This is a genomic window from Serratia sp. FGI94, assembly GCF_000330865.1.
Classification (GTDB): Bacteria; Pseudomonadota; Gammaproteobacteria; order Enterobacterales; family Enterobacteriaceae; genus Serratia_B; species Serratia_B rubidaea.
This window is the reverse complement of record NC_020064.1, coordinates 2,510,762-2,535,893: the sequence shown is the minus strand read 5'-3', so window position 1 is coordinate 2,535,893 and position 25,132 is coordinate 2,510,762. Positions and strand designations below refer to the sequence as shown.

General features: G+C 62.1%; 20 protein-coding genes. 10 read left to right on the top strand and 10 right to left on the bottom strand.

The features are described 5' to 3' along the window. Positions 1-46: 46 nt before the first annotated feature. Both araA and D781_RS11470 read right to left on the bottom strand, forming a co-directional pair. Entirely contained in the window at positions 47-1,549 is a 1,503-nt protein-coding gene (gene araA, locus D781_RS11475; protein WP_015672495.1) for an L-arabinose isomerase, read from the bottom strand. A gap of 24 nt (positions 1,550-1,573) precedes the next feature. Continuing rightward, positions 1,574-3,262 carry a ribulokinase gene (locus tag D781_RS11470; RefSeq protein ID WP_015672494.1) on the bottom strand — a complete coding sequence of 563 codons (1,689 nt, stop codon included), beginning with the start codon at positions 3,260-3,262 and terminating at the stop codon, positions 1,574-1,576. 367 nt (positions 3,263-3,629) lie between these two features. On the opposite strand from D781_RS11470, the gene D781_RS11465 reads away from it, so the two are divergent. The 6 genes from D781_RS11465 to D781_RS11440 all read left to right on the top strand — a co-directional run bounded on the left by D781_RS11465 (position 3,630) and on the right by D781_RS11440 (position 10,394). Further along, the gene (locus D781_RS11465; RefSeq protein WP_015672493.1) at positions 3,630-4,613 is read left to right on the top strand and encodes an arabinose ABC transporter substrate-binding protein; all 984 of its coding nucleotides are present in this window, start codon (positions 3,630-3,632) and stop codon (positions 4,611-4,613) included. A 60-nt stretch (positions 4,614-4,673) separates the two neighbouring features. After that, on the top strand, positions 4,674-6,209 hold the full coding sequence (araG, locus tag D781_RS11460) for an L-arabinose ABC transporter ATP-binding protein AraG (protein ID WP_015672492.1): 1,536 nt from the start codon (positions 4,674-4,676) through the stop codon (positions 6,207-6,209). Positions 6,210-6,226: 17 nt separating this feature from the next. Further along, positions 6,227-7,210: an L-arabinose ABC transporter permease AraH gene (gene araH, locus D781_RS11455; RefSeq protein WP_015672491.1), complete on the top strand. Its 984-nt coding sequence runs from the start codon at positions 6,227-6,229 to the stop codon at positions 7,208-7,210. Between the two features lie 68 nt (positions 7,211-7,278). Next, on the top strand, positions 7,279-8,208 hold the full coding sequence (gene araC / locus D781_RS11450) for an arabinose operon transcriptional regulator AraC (RefSeq protein ID WP_015672490.1): 930 nt from the start codon (positions 7,279-7,281) through the stop codon (positions 8,206-8,208). Positions 8,209-8,287: 79 nt separating this feature from the next. Continuing rightward, positions 8,288-9,328 carry an oxidoreductase gene (locus tag D781_RS11445; protein ID WP_015672489.1) on the top strand — a complete coding sequence of 347 codons (1,041 nt, stop codon included), beginning with the start codon at positions 8,288-8,290 and terminating at the stop codon, positions 9,326-9,328. Positions 9,329-9,395: 67 nt separating this feature from the next. Continuing rightward, positions 9,396-10,394: a bile acid:sodium symporter family protein gene (locus tag D781_RS11440; RefSeq protein WP_015672488.1), complete on the top strand. Its 999-nt coding sequence runs from the start codon at positions 9,396-9,398 to the stop codon at positions 10,392-10,394. Positions 10,395-10,415: 21 nt separating this feature from the next. On the opposite strand, the gene D781_RS11435 is transcribed toward D781_RS11440, so the two are convergent. Further along, positions 10,416-11,378: a LysR family transcriptional regulator gene (locus tag D781_RS11435; RefSeq protein ID WP_015672487.1), complete on the bottom strand. Its 963-nt coding sequence runs from the start codon at positions 11,376-11,378 to the stop codon at positions 10,416-10,418. Positions 11,379-11,506: 128 nt separating this feature from the next. Between D781_RS11435 and D781_RS11430 the strand changes: the two genes are divergently transcribed. Next, positions 11,507-12,211, top strand: coding sequence for an SDR family NAD(P)-dependent oxidoreductase (locus D781_RS11430; RefSeq protein ID WP_015672486.1), 705 nt, complete (start codon positions 11,507-11,509; stop codon positions 12,209-12,211). Between the two features lie 40 nt (positions 12,212-12,251). On the opposite strand, the gene add is transcribed toward D781_RS11430, so the two are convergent. After that, positions 12,252-13,250, bottom strand: a complete 999-nt coding sequence (gene add / locus D781_RS11425) for an adenosine deaminase (protein WP_015672485.1) — start codon at positions 13,248-13,250, stop codon at positions 12,252-12,254. Between the two features lie 135 nt (positions 13,251-13,385). Then, positions 13,386-14,141: a DeoR/GlpR family DNA-binding transcription regulator gene (locus tag D781_RS11420; protein WP_015672484.1), complete on the bottom strand. Its 756-nt coding sequence runs from the start codon at positions 14,139-14,141 to the stop codon at positions 13,386-13,388. A 100-nt stretch (positions 14,142-14,241) separates the two neighbouring features. On the opposite strand from D781_RS11420, the gene D781_RS11415 reads away from it, so the two are divergent. Continuing rightward, positions 14,242-14,835, top strand: coding sequence for an NUDIX domain-containing protein (locus D781_RS11415; protein ID WP_015672483.1), 594 nt, complete (start codon positions 14,242-14,244; stop codon positions 14,833-14,835). Between the two features lie 103 nt (positions 14,836-14,938). Here D781_RS11415 and D781_RS11410 read toward each other — a convergent pair whose 3' ends face one another. Together D781_RS11410 and malX are read right to left on the bottom strand one after the other, a co-directional pair. Next, the gene (locus tag D781_RS11410; RefSeq protein WP_015672482.1) at positions 14,939-16,120 is read right to left on the bottom strand and encodes a MalY/PatB family protein; all 1,182 of its coding nucleotides are present in this window, start codon (positions 16,118-16,120) and stop codon (positions 14,939-14,941) included. Further along, the gene (malX, locus tag D781_RS11405; RefSeq protein WP_015672481.1) at positions 16,113-17,738 is read right to left on the bottom strand and encodes a maltose/glucose-specific PTS transporter subunit IIBC; all 1,626 of its coding nucleotides are present in this window, start codon (positions 17,736-17,738) and stop codon (positions 16,113-16,115) included. Before malX ends, D781_RS11410 begins: the two co-directional genes overlap by 8 nt. Positions 17,739-17,933: 195 nt before the next feature. Here malX and malI point away from each other — a divergent pair, with 195 nt between their 5' ends. Then, a complete protein-coding gene (gene malI / locus D781_RS11400; protein ID WP_015672480.1) occupies positions 17,934-18,980 on the top strand; it encodes a Mal regulon transcriptional regulator MalI in 1,047 nt (348 codons plus the stop codon). Positions 18,981-18,998: 18 nt separating this feature from the next. Here the strand turns inward: malI and D781_RS11395 are convergent, their stop codons facing one another. From D781_RS11395 to manA, 3 genes are all read right to left on the bottom strand, one after another. Beyond that, the gene (locus D781_RS11395; protein ID WP_051032584.1) at positions 18,999-20,198 is read right to left on the bottom strand and encodes a hypothetical protein; all 1,200 of its coding nucleotides are present in this window, start codon (positions 20,196-20,198) and stop codon (positions 18,999-19,001) included. Positions 20,199-20,581: 383 nt separating this feature from the next. Then, the gene (locus tag D781_RS11390; protein WP_015672478.1) at positions 20,582-22,135 is read right to left on the bottom strand and encodes a YdgA family protein; all 1,554 of its coding nucleotides are present in this window, start codon (positions 22,133-22,135) and stop codon (positions 20,582-20,584) included. Positions 22,136-22,312: 177 nt separating this feature from the next. After that, the gene (gene manA / locus D781_RS11385) at positions 22,313-23,491 is read right to left on the bottom strand and encodes a mannose-6-phosphate isomerase (RefSeq protein WP_015672477.1); all 1,179 of its coding nucleotides are present in this window, start codon (positions 23,489-23,491) and stop codon (positions 22,313-22,315) included. Positions 23,492-23,661: 170 nt separating this feature from the next. Between manA and fumC the strand changes: the two genes are divergently transcribed. Beyond that, positions 23,662-25,059: a class II fumarate hydratase gene (fumC, locus tag D781_RS11380; protein ID WP_015672476.1), complete on the top strand. Its 1,398-nt coding sequence runs from the start codon at positions 23,662-23,664 to the stop codon at positions 25,057-25,059. The last annotated feature ends 73 nt before the right edge of the window (positions 25,060-25,132 follow it).

Genomic DNA, 25,132 nt, shown 5'->3' with positions numbered 1-25,132 from the left:
CCGGACGGGACAGCGCGGCCCTGGGTGGGGCCGCAGCCTCAGCGCATTACCGGCGGTTCAGCTGGTAATACACCTCGTTCCAGCGCAGCGCATCCTTAAAGGCCGGCAGTGTCGTCTCATTATCAATCAGCAGAAACTCAATATTGTGCATCTCCGCATACAGCCGCAGATAGTCGGCATTCAGCGCCTGTGAGAACACCGTATGGTGTGCGCCGCCGCCGAGGATCCAGGCTTCGGCGGCGGTGGCGAGCGACGGCTGCGCCCGCCAGATGGCGCGCGCCACCGGCAGCTTCGGCAGCGGATGCGGCTGTTCAACGGTATCAACCTGATTCACCAGCAGGCGGAAGCGATCGCCCATATCGATCAGGCTGGCGTTTACCGCCGGCCCCGCCGGGGTGGAGAAGATCAGCCGCGCCGGGTCGGCCTTGCCGCCGATACCGAGCGGCTGTACGTCCAGCAGCGGCTTTTGTTCGGCGATCGACGGGCAGACCTCCAGCATATGAGAGCCGATCACCAAATCATTACCCGGCTGGAAGTGATAGGTGTAATCCTCCATAAACGAGGTGCCGCCTTCCAGGCCGCTGGCCATCACCTTCAGAATGCGCAGCAGCGCGGCGGTCTTCCAGTCGCCTTCGCCGCCGAAGCCGTAACCCTGCTGCATCAGACGCTGTACCGCCAGCCCCGGCAGCTGCTGCATGCCGTGCAGGTCTTCGAAGTTGGTGGTGAAGGCGTGGTAGCCGCCCTGTTGCAGGAAGCGTTGCATCCCCAGTTCGATGCGCGCGGCGTCCAGCAGGTTCTGCCGTTTGGTGCCGTGCAGGGCGACCGCGTCGCTCAGCGTGTAGCTGGCTTCATAGTCGTCGATCAGCGCATCCACCTCGCCGCTGCCGACCTCATTAATCACGCTGACCAGATCGCCGATGCCGTAGGCGTTAACCTCATAGCCGAACTGAATCTGCGCGCCGACCTTGTCGCCCTCGGTGACGGCCACCTGGCGCATATTGTCGCCGAAGCGCGCCACCTTCAGCTGCCGGCTTTCCTGACGCGCGACGGCGACGCGCATCCACTGTGCAATGCGCTGCTGGGCCTGCCGATCCTGCCAATGGCCGGTGATAACGCTGTGCTGCTGGCGCATGCGCGCGCCGATAAAACCGAACTCGCGGCCGCCGTGTGCGGTCTGGTTCAGGTTCATAAAGTCCATATCCATACTGTCCCACGGCACGGCGGCGTTGAATTGGGTATGGAACTGCAACAGCGGCTTGCTGAGAACCGACAGGCCGGCGATCCACATTTTGGCCGGCGAGAAGGTGTGCAGCCAGGTGATAATACCGATACACGCCGGCTGATAGTTGGCGTCGCGGCAGACGGCGCTGATTTCATCCGGCGTGGTGACCAGCGGCTTGAGCACCAGTTTGACCGGCAGGCCGGCCTCCTGATTCAGGCCGTTAACCACCTGTTCGGCGTGTTGTTTCACCTGCTGCAGGGTTTGCGGTCCATACAGATGCTGGCTGCCGATGACAAACCAGACTTCGCGTTGTGTAAATACGTCCATCAGAAACTCCAGGTCGGTTGGCGGTTATTGGGCGTGGTCAGTACTCGGCGCGGCATAGCGCGGTTCGGCGGCCTGACACCACTGTTGATAGCGTTGATAAAGCTGTTGGTAGCGCGCTACGCGCTGCGGGTCGGGCTGCAGGGTGCGCTCCAGGCCGCAGGCCATATGGTGCTGTGCCGTCGGGATATCGGCGTGCCGGCCGGCGGCGACGGCGGCGAAAATCGCCGCCCCCAGCGCGCAGCACTGATCGGAGGCGACAATCTGCAGCGGGCGGTTCATCACGTCGGCGCAGGCCTGCATGATGGTCGGCGATTTACGCGCGATGCCGCCCAGCGCCAGCACGTTGTCCACCGGAATATCCTGCTGCTCAAAGCACTCCATAATGGCGCGCGCGCCGAAGGCGGTGGCGGCGACCAGGCCGCCGAACAGCGTCGGGGCGTCGGTGCCGAGATTAAGATCGCCGATCACTCCCTGCAGGCGCTGATTGGCGTACGGCGTGCGGCGGCCGTTGAACCAGTCCAGCACCACCGGCAGATGTTCCAGCGAGGGATTGGCGGCCCAGGCGTCGGTCAGCGTTGTCAGCAGCCGCTGCTCAATGTGCGCCAGCTGCGGCTGCAGTTCCGGCCGGCTGCGGGCGGCTTCGCGCAGCGGCCAGCTCAGCAGGCGGCCGAACCAGGCGTACATATCGCCGAACGCCGACTGGCCCGCCTCCATGCCGATCAGGCCGGGCACCACGCTGCCGTCGACCTGGCCGCAGATGCCGGCGATCGCCCGCGTGCCGACGCGCTGGCGCTCGGCCAGCAAAATGTCGCAGGTGGAAGTGCCAATCACTTTGACCAGCGTATGAGGGCGGGCGCCGGCGCCGACCGCGCCCATATGGCAGTCGAACGCGCCGCCGGACAGCACCACCTGCGGCGACAGGCCGAGCCGCTGCGCCCACTCGGCGCTCAGCGTGCCGACCGGCTGCTCGGCGGTCTGGCTGGCTTCAAACAGCGGATAGGGCAGATCGTCGACCAGCAGCGGATCCAGCGCGGCGAAGAACGCCCGCGGCGGCAGTCCGCCCCAGTCCGGATGCCACAGCGTCTTGTGGCCGACGCTGCAGCGGCCGCGCATCAGCCGCTGCGGCGCCGTGGTGCCGGACAACAGCGCCGGCACCCAGTCGCACAGTTCCACCCAGGAGGCGGCCGCCCGGCGCACCGCCGCATCCTGACGCGAGACGTGCAGGATCTTGGCCCAGAACCACTCGGATGAGTACACGCCGCCGATATAGCGGGTGTAATCGGTAAACTCGCCGCTGCGGCACAGGCGGTTGATCGCTTCCGCTTCATCGATCGCCGTATGGTCCTTCCACAGCACAAACATGGCGTTCGGGTTATCGGCGAACTCCGGCCGCAGCGCCAGCACCTGGCCGTGCTCGTCGATCGGCGCCGGGGTGGAGCCGGTGGAGTCGACGCCGATGCCGACCACGCTCTGGCGCTGATGCGGCGTCATGCGCTGCACCAGCGCGACGATCGCCTGTTCCATGGCGTCAATATAGTCGCGCGGATGATGGCGGAACTGATTCTGCGCCGCGTCGCAGTAGTCGCCGCGCTGCCAGCGCGGGTAGTAGGCCACTTCGGTATCCAGTTCTTCGCCGCTGCGGCAATCCACCGCCAATACGCGCACCGAGTCGCTGCCGAAGTCCAGTCCCAGGGCGATTGCGTCTGCCGTCATGATAGAGACTCCTGATTAAAAAGGACGGCTATCACCATAAGAGCGCGCCGGGCGGGGCGATGAGGATACGTTGGCTGGATGTATGCACAATTCTGCTTCCCGCAGCGATTTTGTGATGGCTATCAAAAGTTGGCGGCAGACCGAATTGGCTAAATATATGGACTTACCTGCTGTTATCTCTGGATGTGATAGCGCTCTACATTTCATTAACAAATAACCGCTAAAACTTACCCGGTCTGCATGCCGACGTCGGGCAGGGCGCGCCAATAAGCGCCTTACCGACACGGTAACCGAACATACCCTAATGAGAACGTTTTCACTGCGCGAGATTTTCAGCGCCGGGGAGAACCACACAGCGGAGAGCACTATGCATAAATTCACTAAGGCGCTGGCGGCGATAGGGCTGGCGGCGGTTATGTCACAATCAGCTATTGCCGAAACCATGAAACTGGGTTTTCTGGTCAAGCAGCCGGAGGAGCCGTGGTTCCAGACCGAATGGAAATTTGCCGATAAGGCCGGCAAAGATCTTGGCTTCGAGGTGATAAAAATCGCGGTGCCGGACGGCGAGAAAACCCTGAACGCTATCGACAGCCTGGCCGCCAGCGGCGCCAAAGGATTTGTCATCTGTACGCCGGATCCGAAACTCGGTTCGGCGATCGTCGCCAAGGCGCGCAGCTATGACCTGAAAGTGATCGCCGTCGACGATCAGTTTGTGACCGCCAAAGGCAAGCCGATGGACAGCGTGCCGCTGGTGATGATGGCCGCCAGTAAAATCGGCGAACGTCAGGGGCAGGAGCTGTGGAAGGAGATGAACAAGCGCGGCTGGAACGCGGCGGAGACCGGCGTGATGGCGATTACCGCCAATGAGCTGGATACCGCGCGCCGTCGCACTACCGGCTCGATGGACGCGCTGAAGGCCGCCGGCTTCCCAGAAAAGCAGATCTATCAGGTGCCTACTAAATCCAACGATATTCCCGGCGCCTTTGACGCCGCCAACTCCATGCTGGTGCAGCATCCGAACGTGAAACACTGGCTGATTGTCGGCATGAACGACAACACCGTGCTGGGCGGCGTGCGCGCCACCGAAGGCCAGGGCTTCAAGGCGGCGGACGTGATCGGCATCGGCATCAACGGCGTTGACGCGGTCAGCGAACTGTCCAAGGCGCAGGCCACCGGCTTCTACGGCTCGCTGTTGCCAAGCCCGGATATTCACGGCTACAAGAGCATCCAGATGCTGCATGACTGGGTAGCGAAAGACGTCGAACCGCAGAAGTTTACCGAAGTGACCGACGTGGTGCTGATCACCCGCGACAACTTTAAAACCGAACTGCAGAAAAAAGGCCTGATGTAACCCCTGAGCCGTCCGGCCCGCGCCGGGCGGCGTGTTTTCGCAAGCCATGAGGAACGCATTATGACCGCCAGCACGCCTTATCTGGCCTTCCGCGGCATCGGCAAAACCTTCCCCGGCGTCAAGGCGCTGGACGATATCAGTTTTAGCTGTCAGGCCGGGCAGATTCATGCGCTGATGGGAGAGAACGGCGCCGGCAAATCCACGCTGCTGAAGATCCTCAGCGGCAACTACGCCCCCAGCCAGGGGGACATCCTGCTGCAGGGGCAGCCGGTGCGTTTTAACGCTACCACCGAGGCGCTGGACGCCGGCGTGGCGATTATCTACCAGGAGCTGCACCTGGTGCCGGAAATGACGGTGGCCGAGAATATTTATCTGGGGCAGCTGCCCAGCAAGCGCGGCCTGGTGGATCGCAAACTGCTGCGCTATGAGGCGCGGTTGCAGCTGGAGCATCTCGGGCTGGATATCGATCCGGACACGCCGCTGAAATACCTCTCCATCGGCCAGTGGCAGATGGTGGAAATCGCCAAGGCGCTGGCGCGCAACGCCAAGATTATCGCCTTCGATGAACCGACCAGCTCGCTGTCGGCGCGCGAGATTGAACACCTGTTCCGGGTGATCCGCGAACTGCGCGCTGAAGGACGGGTGATTCTGTATGTCTCCCACCGCATGGAGGAGATTTTCGCCCTCAGCGACGCCATCACGGTATTTAAAGACGGGCGCTACGTGCGCACCTTCGACGATATGAGCCAGGTGGATCACGAGCGGCTGGTGCAGGCGATGGTCGGCCGCGAGCTGGGGGATATTTATGGCTACCAACCGCGCGAGCACGGCCCGGTGCGGCTGCAGCTGGATAACCTGCAGGCACCCGGGGTGAAAACGCCGATCAGCCTCAGCGTGCGCGCCGGCGAAATCGTCGGCCTGTTCGGGCTGGTGGGCGCCGGGCGCAGCGAGTTGATGAAGGGCATCTTCGGCGCCACGCGGGTCGGCGGCGGCCGGCTGACGCTGGACGGCGCGCCGCTGACGATCCGCTCGCCGATCGACGCCATCCGCGCCGGCATCATGCTGTGCCCGGAGGACCGCAAGGCCGACGGCATCATCCCGGTGCACTCGGTGCGCGACAATATCAATATCAGCGCGCGGCGCAAAAGCCTGCGGGCGGGCTGCCTGATCGACAACGCCTGGGAGAACCGCAACGCGCAGCAGCATATCCGCGCGCTCAATATCAAAACCCCCAGCGCCGAGCAGCTGATTATGAACCTCTCCGGCGGCAACCAGCAGAAGGCGATCCTTGGCCGCTGGCTGTCGGAGGAGATGAAAGTGATGATGCTCGACGAACCGACGCGCGGCATTGACGTCGGCGCCAAGCATGAAATCTATAACGTGATCTATCAACTGGCGCAGCAGGGCATTGCGGTGCTGTTCGCCTCCAGCGATCTGCCCGAAGTGCTGGGGCTGGCGGACCGCATCGTGGTGATGCGCGAAGGCGAGATCTCCGGCGAACTGGCGCACGACGAGGCCAGCGAAGAGCTGGCGCTGAGCCTGGCGATGCTGCGCACCCCCGATATTACCCCTGATGCCGCGGCGGCGGTGGCCTGACCGTGGAGGAGAAAAAGATGTCGACCCTAACGACCCATTCGGAAAAAAAACGCGGCAGCCTGGGGCTGTCGCGCATCTGGGACAGCTACGGCATGCTGGTGGTGTTTGCGGTGCTGTTCCTGGCCTGCGTGCTGCTGGTGCCCAACTTCGGCTCGTTTATCAATATGAAAGGGCTGGGGCTGGCGATCTCCATGTCCGGCATGGTGGCCTGCGGTATGCTGTTCTGCCTGGCCTCCGGCGATTTTGACCTGTCGGTGGCGTCGGTTATCGCCTGCGCCGGGGTGACCACCGCGGTGGTGATCAATATGAGCGAAAGCCTGTGGATCGGCGTCGCCGCCGGGCTGCTGCTGGGCGTGGTCTCCGGCCTGATTAACGGCTTTGTGATTGCGCGGCTTAAAATCAACGCGCTGATCACCACGCTGGCGACCATGCAAATTTTTCGCGGTCTGGCGTATATCATTTCCGACGGCAAGGCGGTGGGGATTGAGGATGAACGCTTCTTCGCCCTCGGCTACGCCAACTGGCTGGGCGTGCCGGCGCCGATCTGGATCACCATCGGCTGTCTGATCCTGTTCGGCTTCCTGTTGAATAAAACCACCTTCGGCCGCAATACGCTGGCGATCGGCGGCAATGAAGAAGCGGCGCGCCTGGCCGGGGTGCCGGTGGTGCGCACCAAGATCGTGATCTTCGTGCTGTCCGGGCTGGTGTCCGCCGCGGCGGGCATTATTCTGGCGTCGCGCATGACCAGCGGCCAGCCGATGACCTCAATCGGCTATGAGCTGATCGTGATTTCCGCCTGCGTGCTGGGCGGCGTCTCGCTGAAGGGCGGCATCGGCAAGATTTCCTATGTGATTGCCGGGGTGCTGATTCTCGGCACGGTGGAAAACGCCATGAACCTGCTGAATATCTCTCCGTTTGCGCAGTACGTGGTGCGCGGGGCGATCCTGCTGGCGGCGGTGATTTTTGACCGCTATAAGCAGCAGGCTAAACGTACCGCCTAGGACGCGTTATCGCGTTGCCGGCGTGGGGCCGGCAACGCGGCAGGATAACCGAGTATTACGGAGGCCGAATGTACCATCGTATGGCGCAGGAATCTCAGTCGGACCCGCTGTTGCCGGGTTACAGCTTTAACGCCTACCTGGTGGCCGGGCTGACGCCGATTATGGCGGAGGGGCCGTTGGATTTCTTTATTGAGCGGCCGGGCGGCATGAAGGGTTATATCCTTAATCTGACCATCAAGGGGCAGGGCAAGGTGTTTGACGGCGAGGAGACGCTGTACTGCAACCCCGGCGATCTGCTGCTGTTTCCGCCGAAGGCGGCGCACCATTACGGCCGTTCGCCGGACAGCGACTGCTGGCACCACCGCTGGGTCTATTTCCGCCCGCGCGCCTACTGGGCCGACTGGCTGGAGTGGCGCAGCAAAAACCACCAGGTCGGGCGGCTGACGCTGCCCGGCGGCCAGCTGCTGCAGGAGTTTGACCGCCTGTTCGCCAGTATCGAGCAGACCCAGCGCTCCGGCCGGCGGCTGGCGGAGGAGATGAGCATGAACCTGCTGGAGCGCCTGCTGCTACGCGCGATGGAGGAAGACCCGCTCAGTCCGCAGAAGATTATGGATCCGCGGGTGATCGAAGCCTGCCAGTTTATTACCGGCAACCTGGCGGGGGAGCTGCGCATTGAGGAGGTGGCGCGCCACGTTTGCCTGTCGCCGTCGCGGCTGGCGCACCTGTTCCGTGAGCAGGTGGGCATCAATATTCTGCGCTGGCGCGAAGATCAGCGGGTGATCCGCGCCAAACTGCTGCTGCAGACCACCCAGGAGTCGATCGCCGCCATCGGCCGCGTGGTGGGCTATGACGACCAGCTCTACTTTTCGCGGGTGTTCCGCAAGCGCGTAGGGGTCAGCCCCAGCGATTTCCGTCGCCGCAGCGTAGAGATTAACTATCCGGCGCAGCGGGGCCGTGAGCGGGCCTGGAACAACCCGGGCGTTGCGGCTGCGGATTAACATTTAATTTACTTCTTGTTCCGTTCGGCATCATGGTGTCAAATCACAGGGTGATAACTGGCCTTGCAGAGGAAACACCATGGCTGAAACTCTTCGCGTTGGGCTGGTGGGCTACGGCTACGCCAGCAAAACCTTTCATGCGCCGCTGATTGCCGGCACGCCGGGCCTGGAACTGGCGGCGGTGGTCAGCAGCGACGCCGGCAAGGTGCACGCCGACTGGCCGGCGCTGCCGGTGGTCAGCGAACCCCAGGCGCTGTTCAACGACCCTACGCTGGATCTGATCGTCATTCCCACCCCGAACGATACCCACTATCCGCTGGCGCAGCAGGCGCTGGCGGCGGGCAAGCACGTGGTGGTGGACAAACCGTTTACCGTGACGTTGTCACAGGCGCGCGCCCTGCAGCAACAGGCGCAGCAGCGCGGTCTGCTGCTGTCGGTATTCCACAACCGCCGCTGGGACAGCGACTTCCTGACGCTGAAAACGCTGCTGCAGGAAGGCTCACTGGGAGAAGTGGTCTACTTTGAATCGCACTTCGACCGGTTCCGGCCGCAGGTGCGCCAGCGCTGGCGCGAACAGGGCGGCGCGGGCAGCGGCATTTGGTACGATCTGGGGCCGCATCTGATCGACCAGGCGCTGCAGCTGTTCGGCAAGCCGCAGACGCTGTTTGTCGATCTGGGCCAGCTGCGGCCGGGTTCGCAGTCGGTCGACTACTTCCACGCGCTACTGCAGTACGGCAAGCGCCGCGTGGTGCTGCACGCTTCGATGCTGGCGGCGGCCGAAGGTCCGCGCTATATCGTGCACGGCACCCAGGGCAGCTACATCAAATATGGCCTGGACCCGCAGGAAGACCGGTTGAAGGCCGGCGACCGCCTGCCGCAGGCCGACTGGGGCTATGATATGCGCGACGGAGTAGTGACATTGTCACGTGATGACGTGCTGGCGGAGCAGCCGCTGCTGACGCTGCCCGGCAACTATCCGGCCTACTATGCCGCCATCCGCGACGCGATTAACGGCGACGGCGCCAATCCGGTACCGGCCGCCGAGGCGATCGCGGTGATGGAAATGATTGAGCTGGGGATTGAGTCGGACAAACAGCAGGCCGCACTGCCGGTCAGCTAATTCGCACCTCTTTTTTTCGTTACGGGCTCAGGCGCTGGGCCCGTTTTTTGGCAAGGAATTTTGATTGATGTCCTGGTTGCAACGTCTGCGTATCGATAAGTTTTTACTGGTTTTGATTTTGGTGGTGGTGGTGGCCTCGCTGTTCCCGTGTGAAGGGGTGTGGCAGGTATTTTTTGAGCGGTTGACCACCGCGGCGATCGCGCTGCTGTTCTTTATGCACGGCGCCAAACTGTCGCGTCAGGCGATTATCGCCGGCATGGGCCACTGGAAGCTGCATCTGGTGGTGTTTCTCAGCACCTTTGCGCTGTTCCCGCTGCTGGGGCTGGCGATGAACCTGCTGGTGCCGAACTTTATGACGCCGACGGTGTACCTCGGCTTCCTGTATCTGTGCGCGCTGCCGGCGACGGTGCAGTCGGCGATCGCCTTCACCTCTGCCGCCGGCGGCAACGTGGCGGCGGCCATCTGCAGCGCGTCGGCCTCCAGCATCCTCGGCGTATTCCTGTCGCCGCTGTTGGTCGGGGCGTTGATGCACACTCAGGGCGGCAATACTGACGTGCTGCATGCCATCGGCGCGATTATCCTGCAGCTGATGGTGCCGTTTGTCATCGGCCATCTGGCGCGTCCGCTGATTGGCAAGTGGATCGACCGGCACCGCAAGCTGATTAACCTGACCGACCGCTCCTCGATTCTGCTGGTGGTGTATACCGCCTTCAGCGCCGCGGTGGTAGAAGGCATCTGGCATAAAATCGACGGCATGTCGCTGTTGACGATCGTGGTGATGTCGCTGGTGCTGCTGACGGTGGTGCTGGTGATCAATACCTACGCCGCGCGCCTGCTGGGCTTTAACACCGCCGATGAGATCACCATCGTGTTCTGCGGTTCGAAAAAGAGTCTGGCGAACGGCATTCCGATGGCGAACGTGCTGTTCCCGGCCGCGGCGGTGGGGGCAATGGTGCTGCCGCTGATGATTTTCCACCAGATCCAGCTAATGATTTGTGCGGTGCTGGCGCAGCGCTACGCGCGCAAAACGGCGCGTGAACAGCAGACGACGGCCGAGGCGAAATAAGCGCAACCGGCCGGCGGGGGATTAACGGAACCATGCCGGCCATGTGCGCTGAGCGGCGCGGTGCAGTTCGGCGGCCTGTCGGCGGCAGACCGTCAGCAGCAGCTGCCGCAGCCACTGATGCGCGGGGTCGGCTTTTCTGCGCGGGTGCCACATTTGGGAGACGGTGATCTCCGGCGTGGCGACCGGCAGCCTGAGCCCCTGCAGCCTTTCTCCGCCGCCGCAGCGCATTTTCTGGATAAAAAACGACGCCGGCACCAGCGCCACCAGATCGGACTGGGCGGCGATGGCCAGCGCGGCGGAAAAATCCGGCGTCACGGCGGCGATGCGCCGCGTCAGCCCCTGTTGGGCCAGCGCCTTATCCACCGGGCCAGTACGCTTTCCCTGCCGCGAGGCGATCACGTGCTGACAGGCGGCGTAGCGCTCGGGCGTGACGGGCGTCTGTGCGGCCAGCGCATGTCCCTGCCTGACGGCGACAATAAATCGATCCCGGAACAGCGTCTGGAGATGAATCTCCGGCCCCATGCCGTGTAATACCCCGACCTCAATATCAATATCGTCCTCGCGCAGCGAGCGCGGGCTTTTCTCCGGCTTCGGCACAAAGCGCAGACACACCTCCGGCGCCGCCTGCGCCGCCGCCGTCACCAGCGCGGCGCCGAACGTTTCGACAAACCCTTCGTTAGTGCGCAGGCGGAACGTTTGCCGCAGCGTCTGCAGATCCAACCCCGAGGCCGCCGGCAGCAACAGGGAACGCGCCTCGGCCAGCGTCTGCCGGGCGCGATCGTGGATCTGTTCGGCGTGCGGGGTCAGCACCATGCTGCGGCCGGCTCTGACCAGCAGCGGGTCGCCGGTCACCTGGCGCAGGCGGCTGAGGGTCCGGCTCATCGCCGAGGCGCTCAGCCCCAGGCGGCGCGCCGCGCCGGCGACGCTGCCTTCGGCCAGCAGCGCATCGAGGGCGGCCAGTAGGTTAAAGTCCGGGTCGTTCATGATGGCTCCCTGATTTGGTATGGCGTCTGCTGCACTTTATCAATGCAAATGCTGCGTCTTCCGCCTTATATCATGGAAGCCTATATTGTCTGAACAGTTTTTAGCTACGGCAATAACAGAGGTGAACGATGACGGACAACACACACAACGGCAGCCTATTGATCGTCGGCGCATCACGTGGCCTGGGCCACGCCATGGCGCAGGAATTTCTCCGCCATGGCTGGCAGGTGACCGGCACGGTGCGCGGTGACAACACGCCGCTGCACCAGCTGGCGTGGGAGTATGGCAACCGTCTGCAGCTAGAGCGGTTGGATATCTGCGAAGAGACGCAGCTGGACGCCTTACGGCAGCGCCTGGCGGGCCGCCGCTTCGATATGCTGTTTGTGAATGCGGGCATCACCAATCGCGATCCCACCCAGACAATTGGCGAGGTGAGCACGCAGGAATTTATGCAGGTGATGCTGACCAATGCGCTGGCGCCGATGCGCGTCATTGAGCGGTTGGCTGAACGGGTGGCGGACGACGGCCTGATTGGCGTGATGTCCTCCGGCCAGGGCAGCGTGGCCAACAACCATACGGGGCAGCGCGAACTGTATCGCGGGAGCAAGGCGGCGCTGAATATGTTTATGCGCAGCTTTGCCGCCCGCCAGCACGGCAGTGCCCGCGCGCTGGTCACTATGGCACCGGGATGGATCAATACGGAACTGGGCGGCGCGGACGCGCCCTTAACGATTGAGCAGACAATCCCGCAGCTGGTCAGAGTGCTGCTGGCCAAACGGGAGCGGCCGGGGTTGGAATACCTGGACTACCTTGGGCGTACGGTGCCGTGGTAAAGGCAACAGCGGCGGGACGCCGCTGTTGCGGTAAACCGGCTCAGCCGGCCACTTTGGCGCGCAGCGCCTGTTTTTCCTGCTCGCTGAGAAACGCCATGGTCAGGCCGTTTTCCTGCGCGCGGCGCATCTCTTCCGGCGTCAGCCCCGCCTGCGGCGCGGCCACGCGGTATTCATGCTCAATCTCGATGCCCTGTACGGCGGGATCGTCGGTATTGATGGAGGCCGTCACGCCGTGGCGCAGGAAGGTTGCCAGCGGATGCTGCGCCAGCGCCGCGATGGTGCTGGTCTGGATATTGGAGGTCAGGCAGGACTCAATGCCGATGCCGTGCTCGGCGAGATAATCCATCAGCGCCGGATCCTCCACCGCTTTCACCCCGTGGCCGATACGTTCGGCGCCCAGCTCGCGAATCGCCTGCCAGATGCTTTCCGGCCCGGCGGCTTCGCCGGCGTGAACGGTAATGCGCAGCCCGGCGTCACGCGCGCGGTTAAAGTGGGACAGGAACAGGCTGCCGGGGAAACCCAGCTCGTCGCCGGCCAGATCCAGCGCGGTAATCGCCTCGCGGTGCGCCAGCAGGCCTTCCAGCTCTTGCAGACAGGCCGCTTCGCCGAAAGTGCGGCTCATAATGCCGATCAGGCGGATATCAATATCATGGTCGCGACAGCCGGCGCGAATGCCGTCGGCTACCGCTTCAACCACGCCGGCCACCGGCAACTGGTGCTGCAATGCCATATAGTAGGGGGAAAAACGCAGCTCGGCGTAGTGCAGGCCGGCGTTGACCGCATCCTCGACGTTTTCATAGGCGACGCGGCGGCAGGCGTCCAGCGAACCAAGCACCGCCACGCCCCAGTCCAGTTTCTGCAGGAAGCTGACCAGATCCGGCTCGGTATGGGTGATTTGCACGTGCGGGCGCAGGTTCTCCAGATCGTTTGCCGGCAGGTCGAGGTTGAACTGGCGACCCAGCTCAAGAATGGTTTGCGCACGGATGTTGCCGTCAAGATGGCGGTGGATATCGGTAAGCGGCAGGCGTGGGTCAATCATGTTGTGCACTCGCTGATGAAGGTAGGGAAAGTGCATAACAGTATAAAAACAATTTGATGAAAATAGCCATGTTGTTACATAAAAAAGTGATTTCAATCACATTAAGTCGCAATGACGGTCGGTTTCCTGATCGCGTCAGGCCTTAATCACGCTGATGCCCGCCTGTTGCAGCGGAGAGATCAGCGCCTGGTCGGTGTCGCGCTCGACAATAATGGACTGCGCCAGCGTAATATCGCCGATAGCGTATTGTGAGGCGGCGTTGAGTTTGGCGGCCGAAGCCAGCACCACGGTTTCCGCCGCGCGCGCCGCCAGCGCGCGTTTGATATAGGCTTCTTCCAGATCGCCGGTGCTGAGACCGGCGCTGGGGTGGACGCCGGTCACGCCCATAAAGTACAGGTCGGCGCGGATGTACGACATCGCCTCCACCGCGGCCGCGCCCACGGTAACGATCGAATGCTTGTACAGCCGGCCGCCGATCAGGATCACCTCGATTTGCGGGTGATCCACCAGCCCGACCGCCACGCTGGGGCTGTGGGTGACGATGGTGGCCTGCAAGGATAGCGGCAGCTGCTTCACCAGTTCGGCCGAGGTGGTGCCGCCGTCCACGATCGCCACCTGGCCCGGTAAAATCATGGCGGCGGCGGCGCGGGCAATGGCGCGTTTGGCGCCGGATTCCTGCTGGTTACGTTCGGCAAACGGGGCGATGGCGGGAGAGACCGGCAGCGCACCGCCGTGTACGCGCTGGAGCAAACCTTCGCTGTCCAGTTCGCGCAGGTCGCGGCGGATGGTGTCTTCCGACAGCCCGAACGTCTCGCTTAACTGTTTGGCCAATACCTGGCCTTCACGGGCGAGTTTCTCCAGGATAAGTTTTTTGCGCTGGCTGGTCAGCATGGGTTCCCATCAATTCTTTGTCTGCACGAATGATCTTGATCATACACGAAACTGCACGCTAGTATCAATGCAGGCCCTCAACCCTTTTGGAGCAGACAAGATGATACCGACCAAAGATCGCGTACGTATGGTGGCAACCCAGGTGCTGTCCGATGATTGGTACGTGCTGAAAAAGAACACCTTTGATTTTCTGCGCCGCGACGGAAGCTGGCAGCGGCAGAGCCGTGAAACCTACGACCGGGGCGACGGCGCGGTGATTTTACTGGTAAACCGGGCGGCGCAGACGGTGATCCTGACGCGCCAGTTTCGCTTCCCGGTATTCGTCAACGGCCACGACGGCATGCTGATTGAAGCGGCGGCCGGGCTGTTGGATAACGCGTCCCCGGAACAGCGTATTCGTGCAGAGGCGGAAGAGGAAACCGGCTATTTCGTGCAAAACGTGCAAAAAGTCTTCGAGGCCTATATGAGCCCCGGCTCGGTCACCGAAAAGCTGCATTTCTTTATCGGCGAGTATACTGCTGCGGCGCGCGTGCATCAGGGTGGCGGCCTTGAGGAAGAAGGCGAAGACGTGGAAGTGCTGGAGATGCCGCTGCGCGACGCGCTGCAGGCCATCCGGCAGGGGACGATTGTTGATGCCAAGACCATCATGCTGTTGCAGTTTATCGCACTTAATCCTGATTGGGGGACGCGTTGATGAAGGCACAACGATCCTGATTGCCGAGCCTTATGCCGCCGACAGGCGGAGATCTCCGTGGTGGCTTAACCGATCACGGCGGGCGTTGGCCCGCCGCGGCGCGTCAGGCCTGCGGGCTAACAAACCGCAGGCCGGCGATCAGCCGGTTCATGCCGTCCTCCAGCTTGCTGCGCGGGCAGCCGGCGTTGAGCCGGACAAAACCGCGCCCCTCTTCGCCATAGGTAAAACCGGGCATGATCGCCACCTTTTCCCGTTCGATCAGCGCCTGTTGCAGCTCATGGTCGTCAATATTTAACGGACGCAGATCGATCCACGCCAGATAGGTGGCCTGCGGCGGCTGCCACGCCAGCTGTGGAAAAGCCTGATTGAGCCGTTCGGCGACGTAGCGCAGGTTGTCCTGCAGATAGCCGCGCAGGGCGTCCAGCCAGGGGGCGCCGTGGCGGTAAGCGGCGATATGCGCCACGATGGCCAGCACCGCCGGGGAAGAGAGCCCGTCACGCCCTTTGAGCTGCTGCAGAAAGGCGTCGCGCGACGCGGTATCGCTGATAAAGCCGTAGGCGCCGGTCAGCGCCGGAATATTGAAGCTTTTTGAACCGGAGGTCAGCAGCGCCCACGGCGTTGCGGCCACCTGGCTCCACGGCAGGTGACGTTGCTTGCCCCAGGTCATATCCATATGGATCTCGTCGCTGATGACCCGCACCTGATGGCGTTCGCACAGCGTCGCCATCTGCTGCAGTTCTTCGGCACTCCACACTTTACCGGTCGGGTTGTGCGGGCTGCACAGCAGCAGGATTTTGCTTTGCGGACGGGCCAGCAGCGCTTCCAGATGGGCCATATCGCAGCGCCACTGGTCACCGACCTTTTGCAGCGGGCAGGCCAGCAGCTGGCGCTGATTGCCGAGCACCGCCTTGTAAAAGGCGTCGTAGGCGGGAGTATGGGTGACGACATATTCCCCCGGCGCCGACCACTGGCGGATCAACTGGGAAACCATATAAATCACCGATGGCCCGTATACGGCGCTGGCGGTGTCGATCGCCGTATTGAAGCGTTGTTGATACCAGTGACGCAGCGCGCCGAGGAAATCTTCATGCTGCCAGCGGCTGTAGCCCAGTACGCCGTGCTGCAGCCGCTGCTGCAGCGCATCCAGAATACAGGGCGCGGTGGCGAAATCCATATCCGAGATGGTGAACGGCAGCAGGTCGGCGCTGCCGAAGCGGTCGGCGATGTAGTCCCACTGGGTGCACCAGGTGCCGTGGCGGTCGATCGGGGTGGAAAAATCAAACATGGGTGGCTCCAGACAGTTCCGTGGCAGGCCGGCTTGCTGCTATTAATGAGTCTAATTCATCTTTGACCGACTGCACCTGCGGGCCGATCACCACCTGCAGGCTGTGCGCGTTGAGCCGCACCACGCCGATGGCGCGATGCTCTTTCAGCGCCGCGTCGTTCACCTTGTCGATATCCGCCACCGACAGGCGCAGGCGGGTAATGCAGTTGTCCAGCGAGGCAATATTGCCGGCGCCGCCCAGCGCGGCGAGGATGGCCGGGGCGTTATAGCCCGACTGACCAACCGTCCCGGCCGGCGCGTGTGCGCTGCTGCCGGCGGCGGCGTCGCTGTCGCGGCCCGGCGTCTTGATGTTGAAGCGCAGGATCGCAAAGCGGAAAATGGCGTAGTAGGCGGCGAACCAGACGGCGGCCACCAGCGGCACCAGATACCACTTGGTGGCGGTGCCGTGCAGAATGCCGAACACCACAAAATCGATGATATTGCCGTCGGTATTACCGATGGTGACCCCCAGCAGCGCCATCACGGTAAAGCCGAGGCCGGTGAGGATCGCGTGGATCAGGTACAGGAACGGCGCGACGAACAGGAACAGAAACTCGATCGGCTCGGTGGTGCCGCCCACCACGCAGGCGACCACGCCGGAGATCAGCAGCCCTTTGATCTTGTGGCGGTTCTCCGGTCGGGCGCAGTGGTACATCGCCAGCGCGGCGCCCGGCAGCCCGCCGAGGAAGGCCGGCATTTTGCCCTGCGACAGGAAGCGGGTGGCGCTTTCCGCAAAGCCTTGGCTGGTCGGACAGGAGAGCTGGGCCTGGAAAATGGTCAGCGCGCCGCTGACGCTGTGGCCGCACACGTCCAGCGTGCCGCCGGCGTCGGTAAAGCGGATCAGCGCCACCAGAATATGGTGCAGGCCGAAGGGCAGCAGCAGACGTTCGCCGCTGCCAAAGATCATCGGGCCAAAGGCGCCTGCGCCGTTGATCACCCAGCCCAGGCCGTTGATGCCGGCGGCGAACCATGGCCAGATCAGCGGCACCACCAGCCCGCAGACGCCGAGCGTCAGGGTGGTGATAATCGGCACAAAGCGCGTGCCGCCGAAGAACGCCAGCGCGTCCGGCAGGCGGATGGTATGAAAACGCTCATGCAGCAGATAGACAATAATGCTGACCAGCACCGCGCCGAGAATGCCGGTATCAATCGACTGAATGCCGAGCACGTTCTGGATATTGTGGGCCTTGAGCACCAGCGGGTCGCTGCTGGGCAGTACGCCGCTGGCGGTCAGATAGAAATTGGTGGCCAGATTGAGCACCGCGAAGCCGACAAAGCCGGAGAAGGCGGCTACGCCTTTGTTATCCCGCGCCATGCCGAGCGGAATGGCGATGGCAAACATCACCGGCAGGAAGCTGAAGGCGAAAGAACCCACCTTGCTCATCCAGGTGAACAGCAGCTGACAGGCGGGATGGCCGAGGAACGGCAGCAGGGTGATGACGTCGCGGCTGCTGAGCGAACTGCCGATACCGAGCATAATGCCGCAAAACGACAGCAGCGCGACGGGCAGCATAAAGGTTTTGCCCAGGCTCTGGAAAAACTCCCAGAGGGTGATTTTGGGTTTTTGGCTTGCGGACATTACCGGTGACTCCTGGCGAGTGAAGATGAGCAGGCAAAGCGCGCCCGCCTAAGGTAAAAATAAGATAAAACGTTTTACCTATTAAAAATGCGCCGTTTATCACAATTAAACGGTGAACTTTTCACCGCTATACGCCTGGCCGGTAAATCGTTTTACTGCATCGGGCGAATGGGTATACATTGACTGCCATGGCTATTGTTTGCTGAGGCTGACACCATCAAAAAAATCACCATCACCGATGTCGCGCAGCACGCCGCCGTTTCCGTCAGCACGGTTTCGCTGGTGCTGAGCGGCAAAGGACGTATTTCTTCGGCGACCGTGGCGCGGGTGCATCAGGCGATTGAACAACTGGGCTATGTGCGCAACCGCCAGGCGGCGACCCTGCGCGGCGCGGCCTCCGGCGTGATTGGCCTGATCCTGCGCGATATCGGCGATCCCTTTTATGCGGAGATGACCGCCGGCCTGAGCGAAGCGCTGGAAGCGCAGGGCAAGGTATTGTTCCTGACGCAAAGCGGGCGCGACGGCGCCGGGCTGATGCGCTGCTTTGACACCCTGCTGACGCACGGCGTCGATGGGCTGGTGTTGGCGGGCGGCGCGCGCGCCGCCGACGATCTTCAGGCGCAGGCGGCCGAGCAGGGCGTGCCGCTGGTGTGCGCCGCGCGCTCCGGCGGCGTGGCGGAGGTGGACGTGGTGCGGCCGGATAATATGCAGGCGGCGCAGATTGCCACCGAGTTTCTGATTAAGCGCGGCCACCGGCAGATTGCCTATCTGGGCGGGCGCAGCGACTCGCTGACCCGCGCCGAACGGCTGGGTGGCTTTTGCGCCACGCTGGTGCAGTACGGCTTGCCCTTCCGCAGCGAGTGGATAATCGAATGTGAGAGTCAGCAGCAGGCGGCGGCGCTGGCCGCTGAGAACCTGCTGCGGCAGCATCCCAATATCAGCGCCATGGTCTGTGACAAAGCTGCGGTGGCGCTGGGCGCCTATTTCGGCATTATCCGCAGCGGGCGCGGGATCGGTTCGGACGGAATCGACAGTTTTCTCAGCCAGCAGGTGGCGCTGATCGGCTTTGGCGACGCGCCGGAGGCGGCATTGAGCGAACCGCCGCTGACGCTGGTATCCACCTCGGCGCGTGAGGTCGGGCGCAGCGCCGCCGCCCGTCTGCTGCTGCGGATTGAATCCCCCGATCTGCCGCCGCAGGATGTGATTCTGGCGGCGAAACTGATAGAACGGGCGTCGGCGTAGCGGCCGGTTTTGCCGGCTTCAGAAGTAATAGCCGATATTGACGTTGGTGCGAAAATACCATTTGTTGCTGCCGGAAGAGTGTGTACTCGTCCAGCCGGTGGCGTTTTCCGCGCCGCCCCACGGATTGGCGTTTTGCGCCCAGGTCAGGTCAACCCACAGCATGACCGGCAAGGCGAAAACCTGCACTCCGAGCGTATTCATTTTCGAGTCCGAGCCGCCGTCAGCATCCTTCCACAGTACGCTGTAGTCATTATAAAACCGCAGTTTTTGCACCGGTCCCCACTCCAGCGCCACGTCGCGCGCCAGGTTGAGCGACGCCGTGGTGGCCTGCGCCGGGATCAGGTAGGACGGGGTCAGACCGTTGCCGCCCATCAGGATCGTCGAGTTGTCGGCGCCGGCCGGCCCTTTGGCGGAGTAGGAATAGCGGATAATCTGGCCGGATAAATGCCAGGGATCGTTATTCAGCAGCGTATGCAGGCCTGCCGCCCAGAAGCTGCCGTTATCGCCGGTGGCCTGATTGTACAGGCGGGAGGCCGCCAGCGAAGCGCCCAGCTCATTGTGCCATCCGCCGGGCCGGAAGGCGCGCGTCAGGCGCAGGTTGATCTGATCGCGTTTCTCATTCAGCTGTAAGCGCTGTGTGCCGGCATTGGTATTTTTTAAATCATCGTAGCTGCCCACGTCGGGCGCATAGCGAACGCCGGCCGGCATCATGCGAGGGTAGTAGGCTGCATCAAACCCCCAGTCGCTGTTGTGGTACTGGTATTTAGCCCCCAGCCCGGCGTTGACACCGAAGCCGAGATAAAACGGAATGCCGTAGGACCAGCCGAACTGTGGATAGGGCATCAGACCAAAGGGTTTGAAGGGGGCGCCCAGCTGAATATCTGAATGGCGGCTAAGATGGTAGCCGATATAAGCACGGTCAATGGCATATTTGCGCTGGTCCTGAAACCAAAACCCGGCATCGAAAAATGTCTGCTGATAATTGCCGCTGGCGTCAATGCGAAAGGCATCAAAGCGTAAATGCGGTGGATTACGATAATTACTGCTGCCCCAATCTTCGTAGCGATAATTAGCGCGCAGCGCGCCGCCGATATCCAGGTTGTTTTTATTATCTGCGCTTTGCCAGTGCAGATGGGGAAATGGCGGCTGTTTTTTCTCTGCAGGCATGATCGCGGCAGGCTTAGCGCCTTTCGGTACGTGCTGTGCAGCATAACTCATTGGTGAGAGAAGTAAAATTAAGGCTATCGATTTGCGCATATTGTCCCCTGAAAAATAGTCGGCATTTTATTGGTTATTGGTGCGAGCGCGTTCGGCCATCAAATAATGATGGCTGGTGGTTTTATCTGTGAAACGGACTATTTATTTTGTTTCATATATTAAATTGGTTTTAAATATGAAACGCTGTTTCTTATATTATTTAAAAAACTACAGTTCTGATGGCGGACAAGTCAAGAAATAAATAGCTGGCAGAAAGTAATATATGCGCTCGCGCATATTGGCGCTTTCTTGTGCAGAACGTGGAGAATATCTTCAGAGGGATAACGGAACGGGGGCTGAGTCGGCGGACATAAAAAGGGGGCTTAACAGCCCCCGTAGTGTGATTATTGTGCCGGAGCCGGAGCCGGAGCCGGAGCCGGAGCCGGAGCCGGAACTGGCATTGGTGCCGGCGGCACGCCCTGTTCCGGGCCGGCCAGCATACCGAACATGCCGAGGAATTCCTGCAGCGACATCTTGTTGCCGTTCAGCTCTACCTGGTTATCGGCATAGTGGAAGCGGGAAGCAATCACGTCGTCCTTCAGCGTGGTCAGCTTAAACATCTGCCCCATGGCCGCCAGACCCTGCACCTGCTGCTGCGCCAGTTTCTGCGCTTCTTCGGCGTTGTAGCCCTGCAGTTTGGCGGTTTGCGCGGTGGCTTCCGTCGCCATCGGCACCGGAATGTTCAGGCTGGCGTCGATCTTCTTCACCGCACGCGCCAGCAGCAGATCGGCCGGTTCCTGCGCAGCGGTGCCTTTCGCCGGATCAACCAGGTCCAGATTCAGCGTAAAGGTGCTTTCTCCTTTGCCGTTTTTCCAGCTCAGCGGCGCGATGTTGATGGTCGGGTTGCCTTTCAGCAGCAGCGGCAGGTTCTGCATCACGATGGCGCTGGCCTGCTCCTGATAGGCTTCCGGCGGCAGAGACTGGCTCTGCTGCAGCAGGGCGGTCATCTGCTGGTTGTAGCGGTCGGCGAACTCTTTCAGCGATTTACCGTCCAGCTTGTCGATTTTCATCGTCAGCTTGCCGGAGCCGAAGTCGGCGCCCTGCAGTTTCAGCGCGTCCATGGTGTAGTCGATCTGGCCGTTCAGGTTACCGTCCTGCTCGCCAAATTTGCTCGCCAGATTGAAGCCGTCCAGCGTCAGCGCCTCTTTGTTATCAACCGTGACTTTTAGCTGCTTGATGTTCAGCGCCTGATCGCCCAGGCTCAGGTCGAACTGGCCGTTGCGGGTGTCGGTTTTCAGCGTCATGCCCTGCAGGGTGATCTGCTCGGTCTGGCCGAACTCGGTGCGGCCGGACAGCGTGGCGCTGTCGCTACTGCCTTCCACCTGCACCGCCTTCAGATCGCGGGCGACGTCGATGGTCAGATCGGCACCGGCGAAGTTCAGCGTGTTGCCGTCTTTCTGATAGTTCAGCGGCAGTACGTTGAGCGCAGTGGAGGTATCGCCGTTATAGGCGATGCGTGAATCGGCGATAAACGGCGATTTGCCTTTGGCGATCTCGAACAGCGTTTTCACCGCCGGCGTATTGGCCAGCTCGGTGCGCACCGATGCCATGCTCGGGATCAGGTTCAGGCGCTTCAGCTGGGCGAACGGGAAGGGGCCGTGGTCGATCACCTCCTGCAGTACCACCTCTTCACCCGGCTGCAGCGCCGCTTGTTCGCCGCTGGCGGTGCCGTCCGGGCGGATGACAAAGCGCAGATGGCTGCTGAACAGGCCGCGCTGATAATCTTCATAGCTCAGTTTGATGCCGGCCTGGGGCAGGTAGCTCTCCAACTGGCTGTTGGTGCTGTTCACCACTTCGCCCATGCGCTGCTCAATGAGTTTGCCGGTGTACCATGAAGCCCCGGTCCATGCTGCGCCAAGAATCGCAATAACGCCGACGGCGACGACTGACTTTTTCATCGTTCTCTCATCCTGTTGTAAAGGGTTTGGCATTCCTGTGGCGCTTAACGCTGCGCGTAAGCGGTGGCTGCACGGTCGCAAGGGCGAACAGGGCCAACAAAAAAACGCCCTCAGGCGTTTAATTGTGAAGGCATGCGCCCGCTTTTAGCAACCCATTTGCTGAAATTTACCAAATGGTTACGGCAAAAGGTTATAAACCCGCGCGATGCGGCCGCTGCCGCTGACGCTCACCGGCGACTCGCAGGCGGGGATAAAGCAGGATTCGCCCGGCTGCAGCCGCAGCTGCCGATCCTGTCGTTCCAGAATGGCTTCGCCGTCCACGCAGAACACGATGGCCGCGCTCTGCTGCGCCAACTGCTGCGCCGCGGCGGACAGCGCATGCAGCGAAAAGGCGAAATCGTCTACCGGGATCGGGAAGAACAATTCGTCGCCGCGCGGCTCCGGCCGCGTCAGCAGCGCGTCGGCGGACTGCGGGCGGAACTGCAGGTTGGCCAGCAGCTCCGGGATATCGATAAACTTAGGTGTCAGGCCGGCGCGCAGCACATTATCCGAGTTGGCCATGACCTCCAGCGCCACCCCTTGCAGATAGGCGTGCGGCGTTTCCGCGTACAGGAACATCGCCTCGCCCGGCGCCAGCTGCACCACGTTCAACAACAGCGGTGAGAACAGGCCGTTATCGTCCGGGTAAAAACCGGCGATAAAGCGGATGGTGTTCCAGGGTTCGCCCTGCTGATTGTTGAGCGCCGCTTTCAGCACGCCCAGCGCCCGGGCTTTTTGTTCACCCTGCATGCTGAGCAGGCCGGCGAACAGCTGGGCCAGGCGTTCGACGCTCGGCTGCTGCAGGAAGGCGGCAATATCATGGTGGGCGGCGGCGACGGGCTGCAGCAGGGCGGCGATATCGTCCAGCTGACGGAAACCGTTCATCGCCAGGAACGGCGTCAGGGCAAACACCAGCTCCGGCTTATGGTTCGGATCCTTGTAGTTGCGTTCGGCGGCGTCCAGAGGGATGCCGGCAGCGTTCTCTTTGGCAAAGCCGGCCTCCGCGGCGGATTTGCTGGGGTGCACCTGGATCGACAGCGGCTGATCGGCGCACAGCACTTTAAACAGGAACGGCAGCTCGCCAAAGCGCTCGGCAACCTGGCGTCCCAGCTGCTGCTGCGGGTTTTCATCAATGACGTCGCGCAATGAACGCAGCGCGCCCGCGGCGTCCGCCACCTGCGAACTGCTTTTGGGGTGCGCGCCCATCCACAGTTCCGCCATCGGTTTTCCCTGCGGGTTGGCGATGCCGTACAGTTTGGTCAGCGCGTCGTGGCTGCCCCAGGCGTAGTGTTGTACCGCATTGGTCATTTTTTGCATGATGACTCCCTGAGTAAGAAATGAATTGCCGCAAGTAAACAACGCCGTTCGAGGGCTTGCAAGCGGATAAGTCACAAAGCTGGCCGACATCATTCGCCAAATGCGAATAATTATTATATCGCTATACTGGAGTGGTGGGTTTTTAGACGATGTACTAAGGAGAGAAGGTAATGGCAGTCATGCGTAGTGAAAAAGACTCGATGGGGGCGATTGAGGTTCCGGCCGATCGCCTGTGGGGCGCCCAGACCCAGCGCTCGCTGGAACATTTCCATATATCGACGGAAAAAATGCCGACCGCGCTGATCCACGCGCTGGCGCTGACCAAGCGCGCCGCCGCCGAAGTTAACCGGCAGCTCGGCCTGCTGGCGGACGACCGCGCCGCGGCGATTATTCAGGCGGCGGACGAAGTGCTGGCGGGGCAGCATCCCGATGAATTCCCGCTCTCCATCTGGCAGACCGGCTCCGGCACCCAGACCAATATGAATATGAACGAGGTGCTGGCGAACCGCGCCAGCGAACTGCTGGGCGGCGAACGCGGCGAGGGGCGCCGGGTGCACCCTAATGACGACGTCAATAAAAGCCAAAGCTCCAATGACGTGTTTCCCACCGCGATGCACGTTGCCGCCGTGATTGCGCTGCGTCAGCAGCTGATCCCGGCGCTGCAGACGCTGCAGCGCACGCTGAGCGACAAGGCCGAGGCGTTTCACGACATTGTCAAAATCGGCCGCACCCATCTGCAGGACGCTACGCCGCTGACGCTGGGGCAGGAGATCTCCGGCTGGGCGGCGATGCTGGCGCACAGTCTGCGGCATATTGAAGCCAGCGTGCCGCATATTGCCGAGCTGGCGCTGGGAGGCACCGCCGTCGGCACCGGGCTGAACACCCATCCGGAATATGCGGTGCGGGTTGCCAAAGCGCTGGCGGAGTTGACCGGCGAACCGTTCGTCACCGCGCCGAACAAGTTTGAGGCGCTGGCCACCTGCGACGCGCTGGTGCAGGGGCACGGCGCGCTGAAGGGGCTGGCGGCCTCGCTGATGAAAATCGCCAATGACGTGCGCTGGCTGGCCTCCGGCCCGCGCTGCGGCATCGGCGAGATCGCCATTCCGGAGAACGAGCCGGGCAGCTCGATTATGCCGGGGAAGGTCAACCCCACGCAGTGCGAGGCGATGACCATGCTGTGCGCGCAGGTGCTGGGCAATGACGTGGCGCTGAATATCGGCGGCGCATCGGGGAACTTTGAGTTGAACGTCTTCCGCCCGCTGGTGATCCACAACTATCTGCAGTCGATCCGCCTGCTGGCCGACGGCATGAACGGTTTCAATACCTACTGCGCCGCCGGCATCGAGCCGAACCGCGAGCGCATCGCGCAGCTGCTGAACGAATCGCTGATGCTGGTGACCGCGCTGAATACCCATATCGGCTACGACAAGGCGGCGGAAATCGCCAAAACGGCCCACAAGGAGGGGCTGACGCTGCAGGCCGCGGCGCTGAAGCTGGGCTACGTGACGGAGCAGCAGTTCGGCCAGTGGGTACGGCCGGAAAATATGGTCGGCAGTATGAAGCCGTAGTTTGTGTTGTGTGGTGTAAAATAGACCTGCCGGTGCCGCGCCGATTGATAAAGGCGCGGACATCCGCTCCGAT

Coding starts and splice junctions, on each gene's coding strand:
- malX (WP_015672481.1), bottom strand. CDS start 17,738: ATGTCCGCAAGCCAAAAACCCAAAATCACCCTCTGGGAGTTTTTCCAG.
- D781_RS11440 (WP_015672488.1), top strand. CDS start 9,396: ATGTCCTGGTTGCAACGTCTGCGTATCGATAAGTTTTTACTGGTTTTG.
- araC (WP_015672490.1), top strand. CDS start 7,279: ATGTACCATCGTATGGCGCAGGAATCTCAGTCGGACCCGCTGTTGCCG.
- D781_RS11470 (WP_015672494.1), bottom strand. CDS start 3,262: ATGACGGCAGACGCAATCGCCCTGGGACTGGACTTCGGCAGCGACTCG.
- araH (WP_015672491.1), top strand. CDS start 6,227: ATGTCGACCCTAACGACCCATTCGGAAAAAAAACGCGGCAGCCTGGGG.
- D781_RS11435 (WP_015672487.1), bottom strand. CDS start 11,378: ATGAACGACCCGGACTTTAACCTACTGGCCGCCCTCGATGCGCTGCTG.
- D781_RS11465 (WP_015672493.1), top strand. CDS start 3,630: ATGCATAAATTCACTAAGGCGCTGGCGGCGATAGGGCTGGCGGCGGTT.
- D781_RS11430 (WP_015672486.1), top strand. CDS start 11,507: ATGACGGACAACACACACAACGGCAGCCTATTGATCGTCGGCGCATCA.
- D781_RS11410 (WP_015672482.1), bottom strand. CDS start 16,120: ATGTTTGATTTTTCCACCCCGATCGACCGCCACGGCACCTGGTGCACC.
- add (WP_015672485.1), bottom strand. CDS start 13,250: ATGATTGACCCACGCCTGCCGCTTACCGATATCCACCGCCATCTTGAC.
- fumC (WP_015672476.1), top strand. CDS start 23,662: ATGGCAGTCATGCGTAGTGAAAAAGACTCGATGGGGGCGATTGAGGTT.
- D781_RS11420 (WP_015672484.1), bottom strand. CDS start 14,141: ATGCTGACCAGCCAGCGCAAAAAACTTATCCTGGAGAAACTCGCCCGT.
- D781_RS11415 (WP_015672483.1), top strand. CDS start 14,242: ATGATACCGACCAAAGATCGCGTACGTATGGTGGCAACCCAGGTGCTG.
- araA (WP_015672495.1), bottom strand. CDS start 1,549: ATGGACGTATTTACACAACGCGAAGTCTGGTTTGTCATCGGCAGCCAG.
- D781_RS11390 (WP_015672478.1), bottom strand. CDS start 22,135: ATGAAAAAGTCAGTCGTCGCCGTCGGCGTTATTGCGATTCTTGGCGCA.
- araG (WP_015672492.1), top strand. CDS start 4,674: ATGACCGCCAGCACGCCTTATCTGGCCTTCCGCGGCATCGGCAAAACC.
- D781_RS11445 (WP_015672489.1), top strand. CDS start 8,288: ATGGCTGAAACTCTTCGCGTTGGGCTGGTGGGCTACGGCTACGCCAGC.
- manA (WP_015672477.1), bottom strand. CDS start 23,491: ATGCAAAAAATGACCAATGCGGTACAACACTACGCCTGGGGCAGCCAC.
- D781_RS11395 (WP_051032584.1), bottom strand. CDS start 20,198: ATGAGTTATGCTGCACAGCACGTACCGAAAGGCGCTAAGCCTGCCGCG.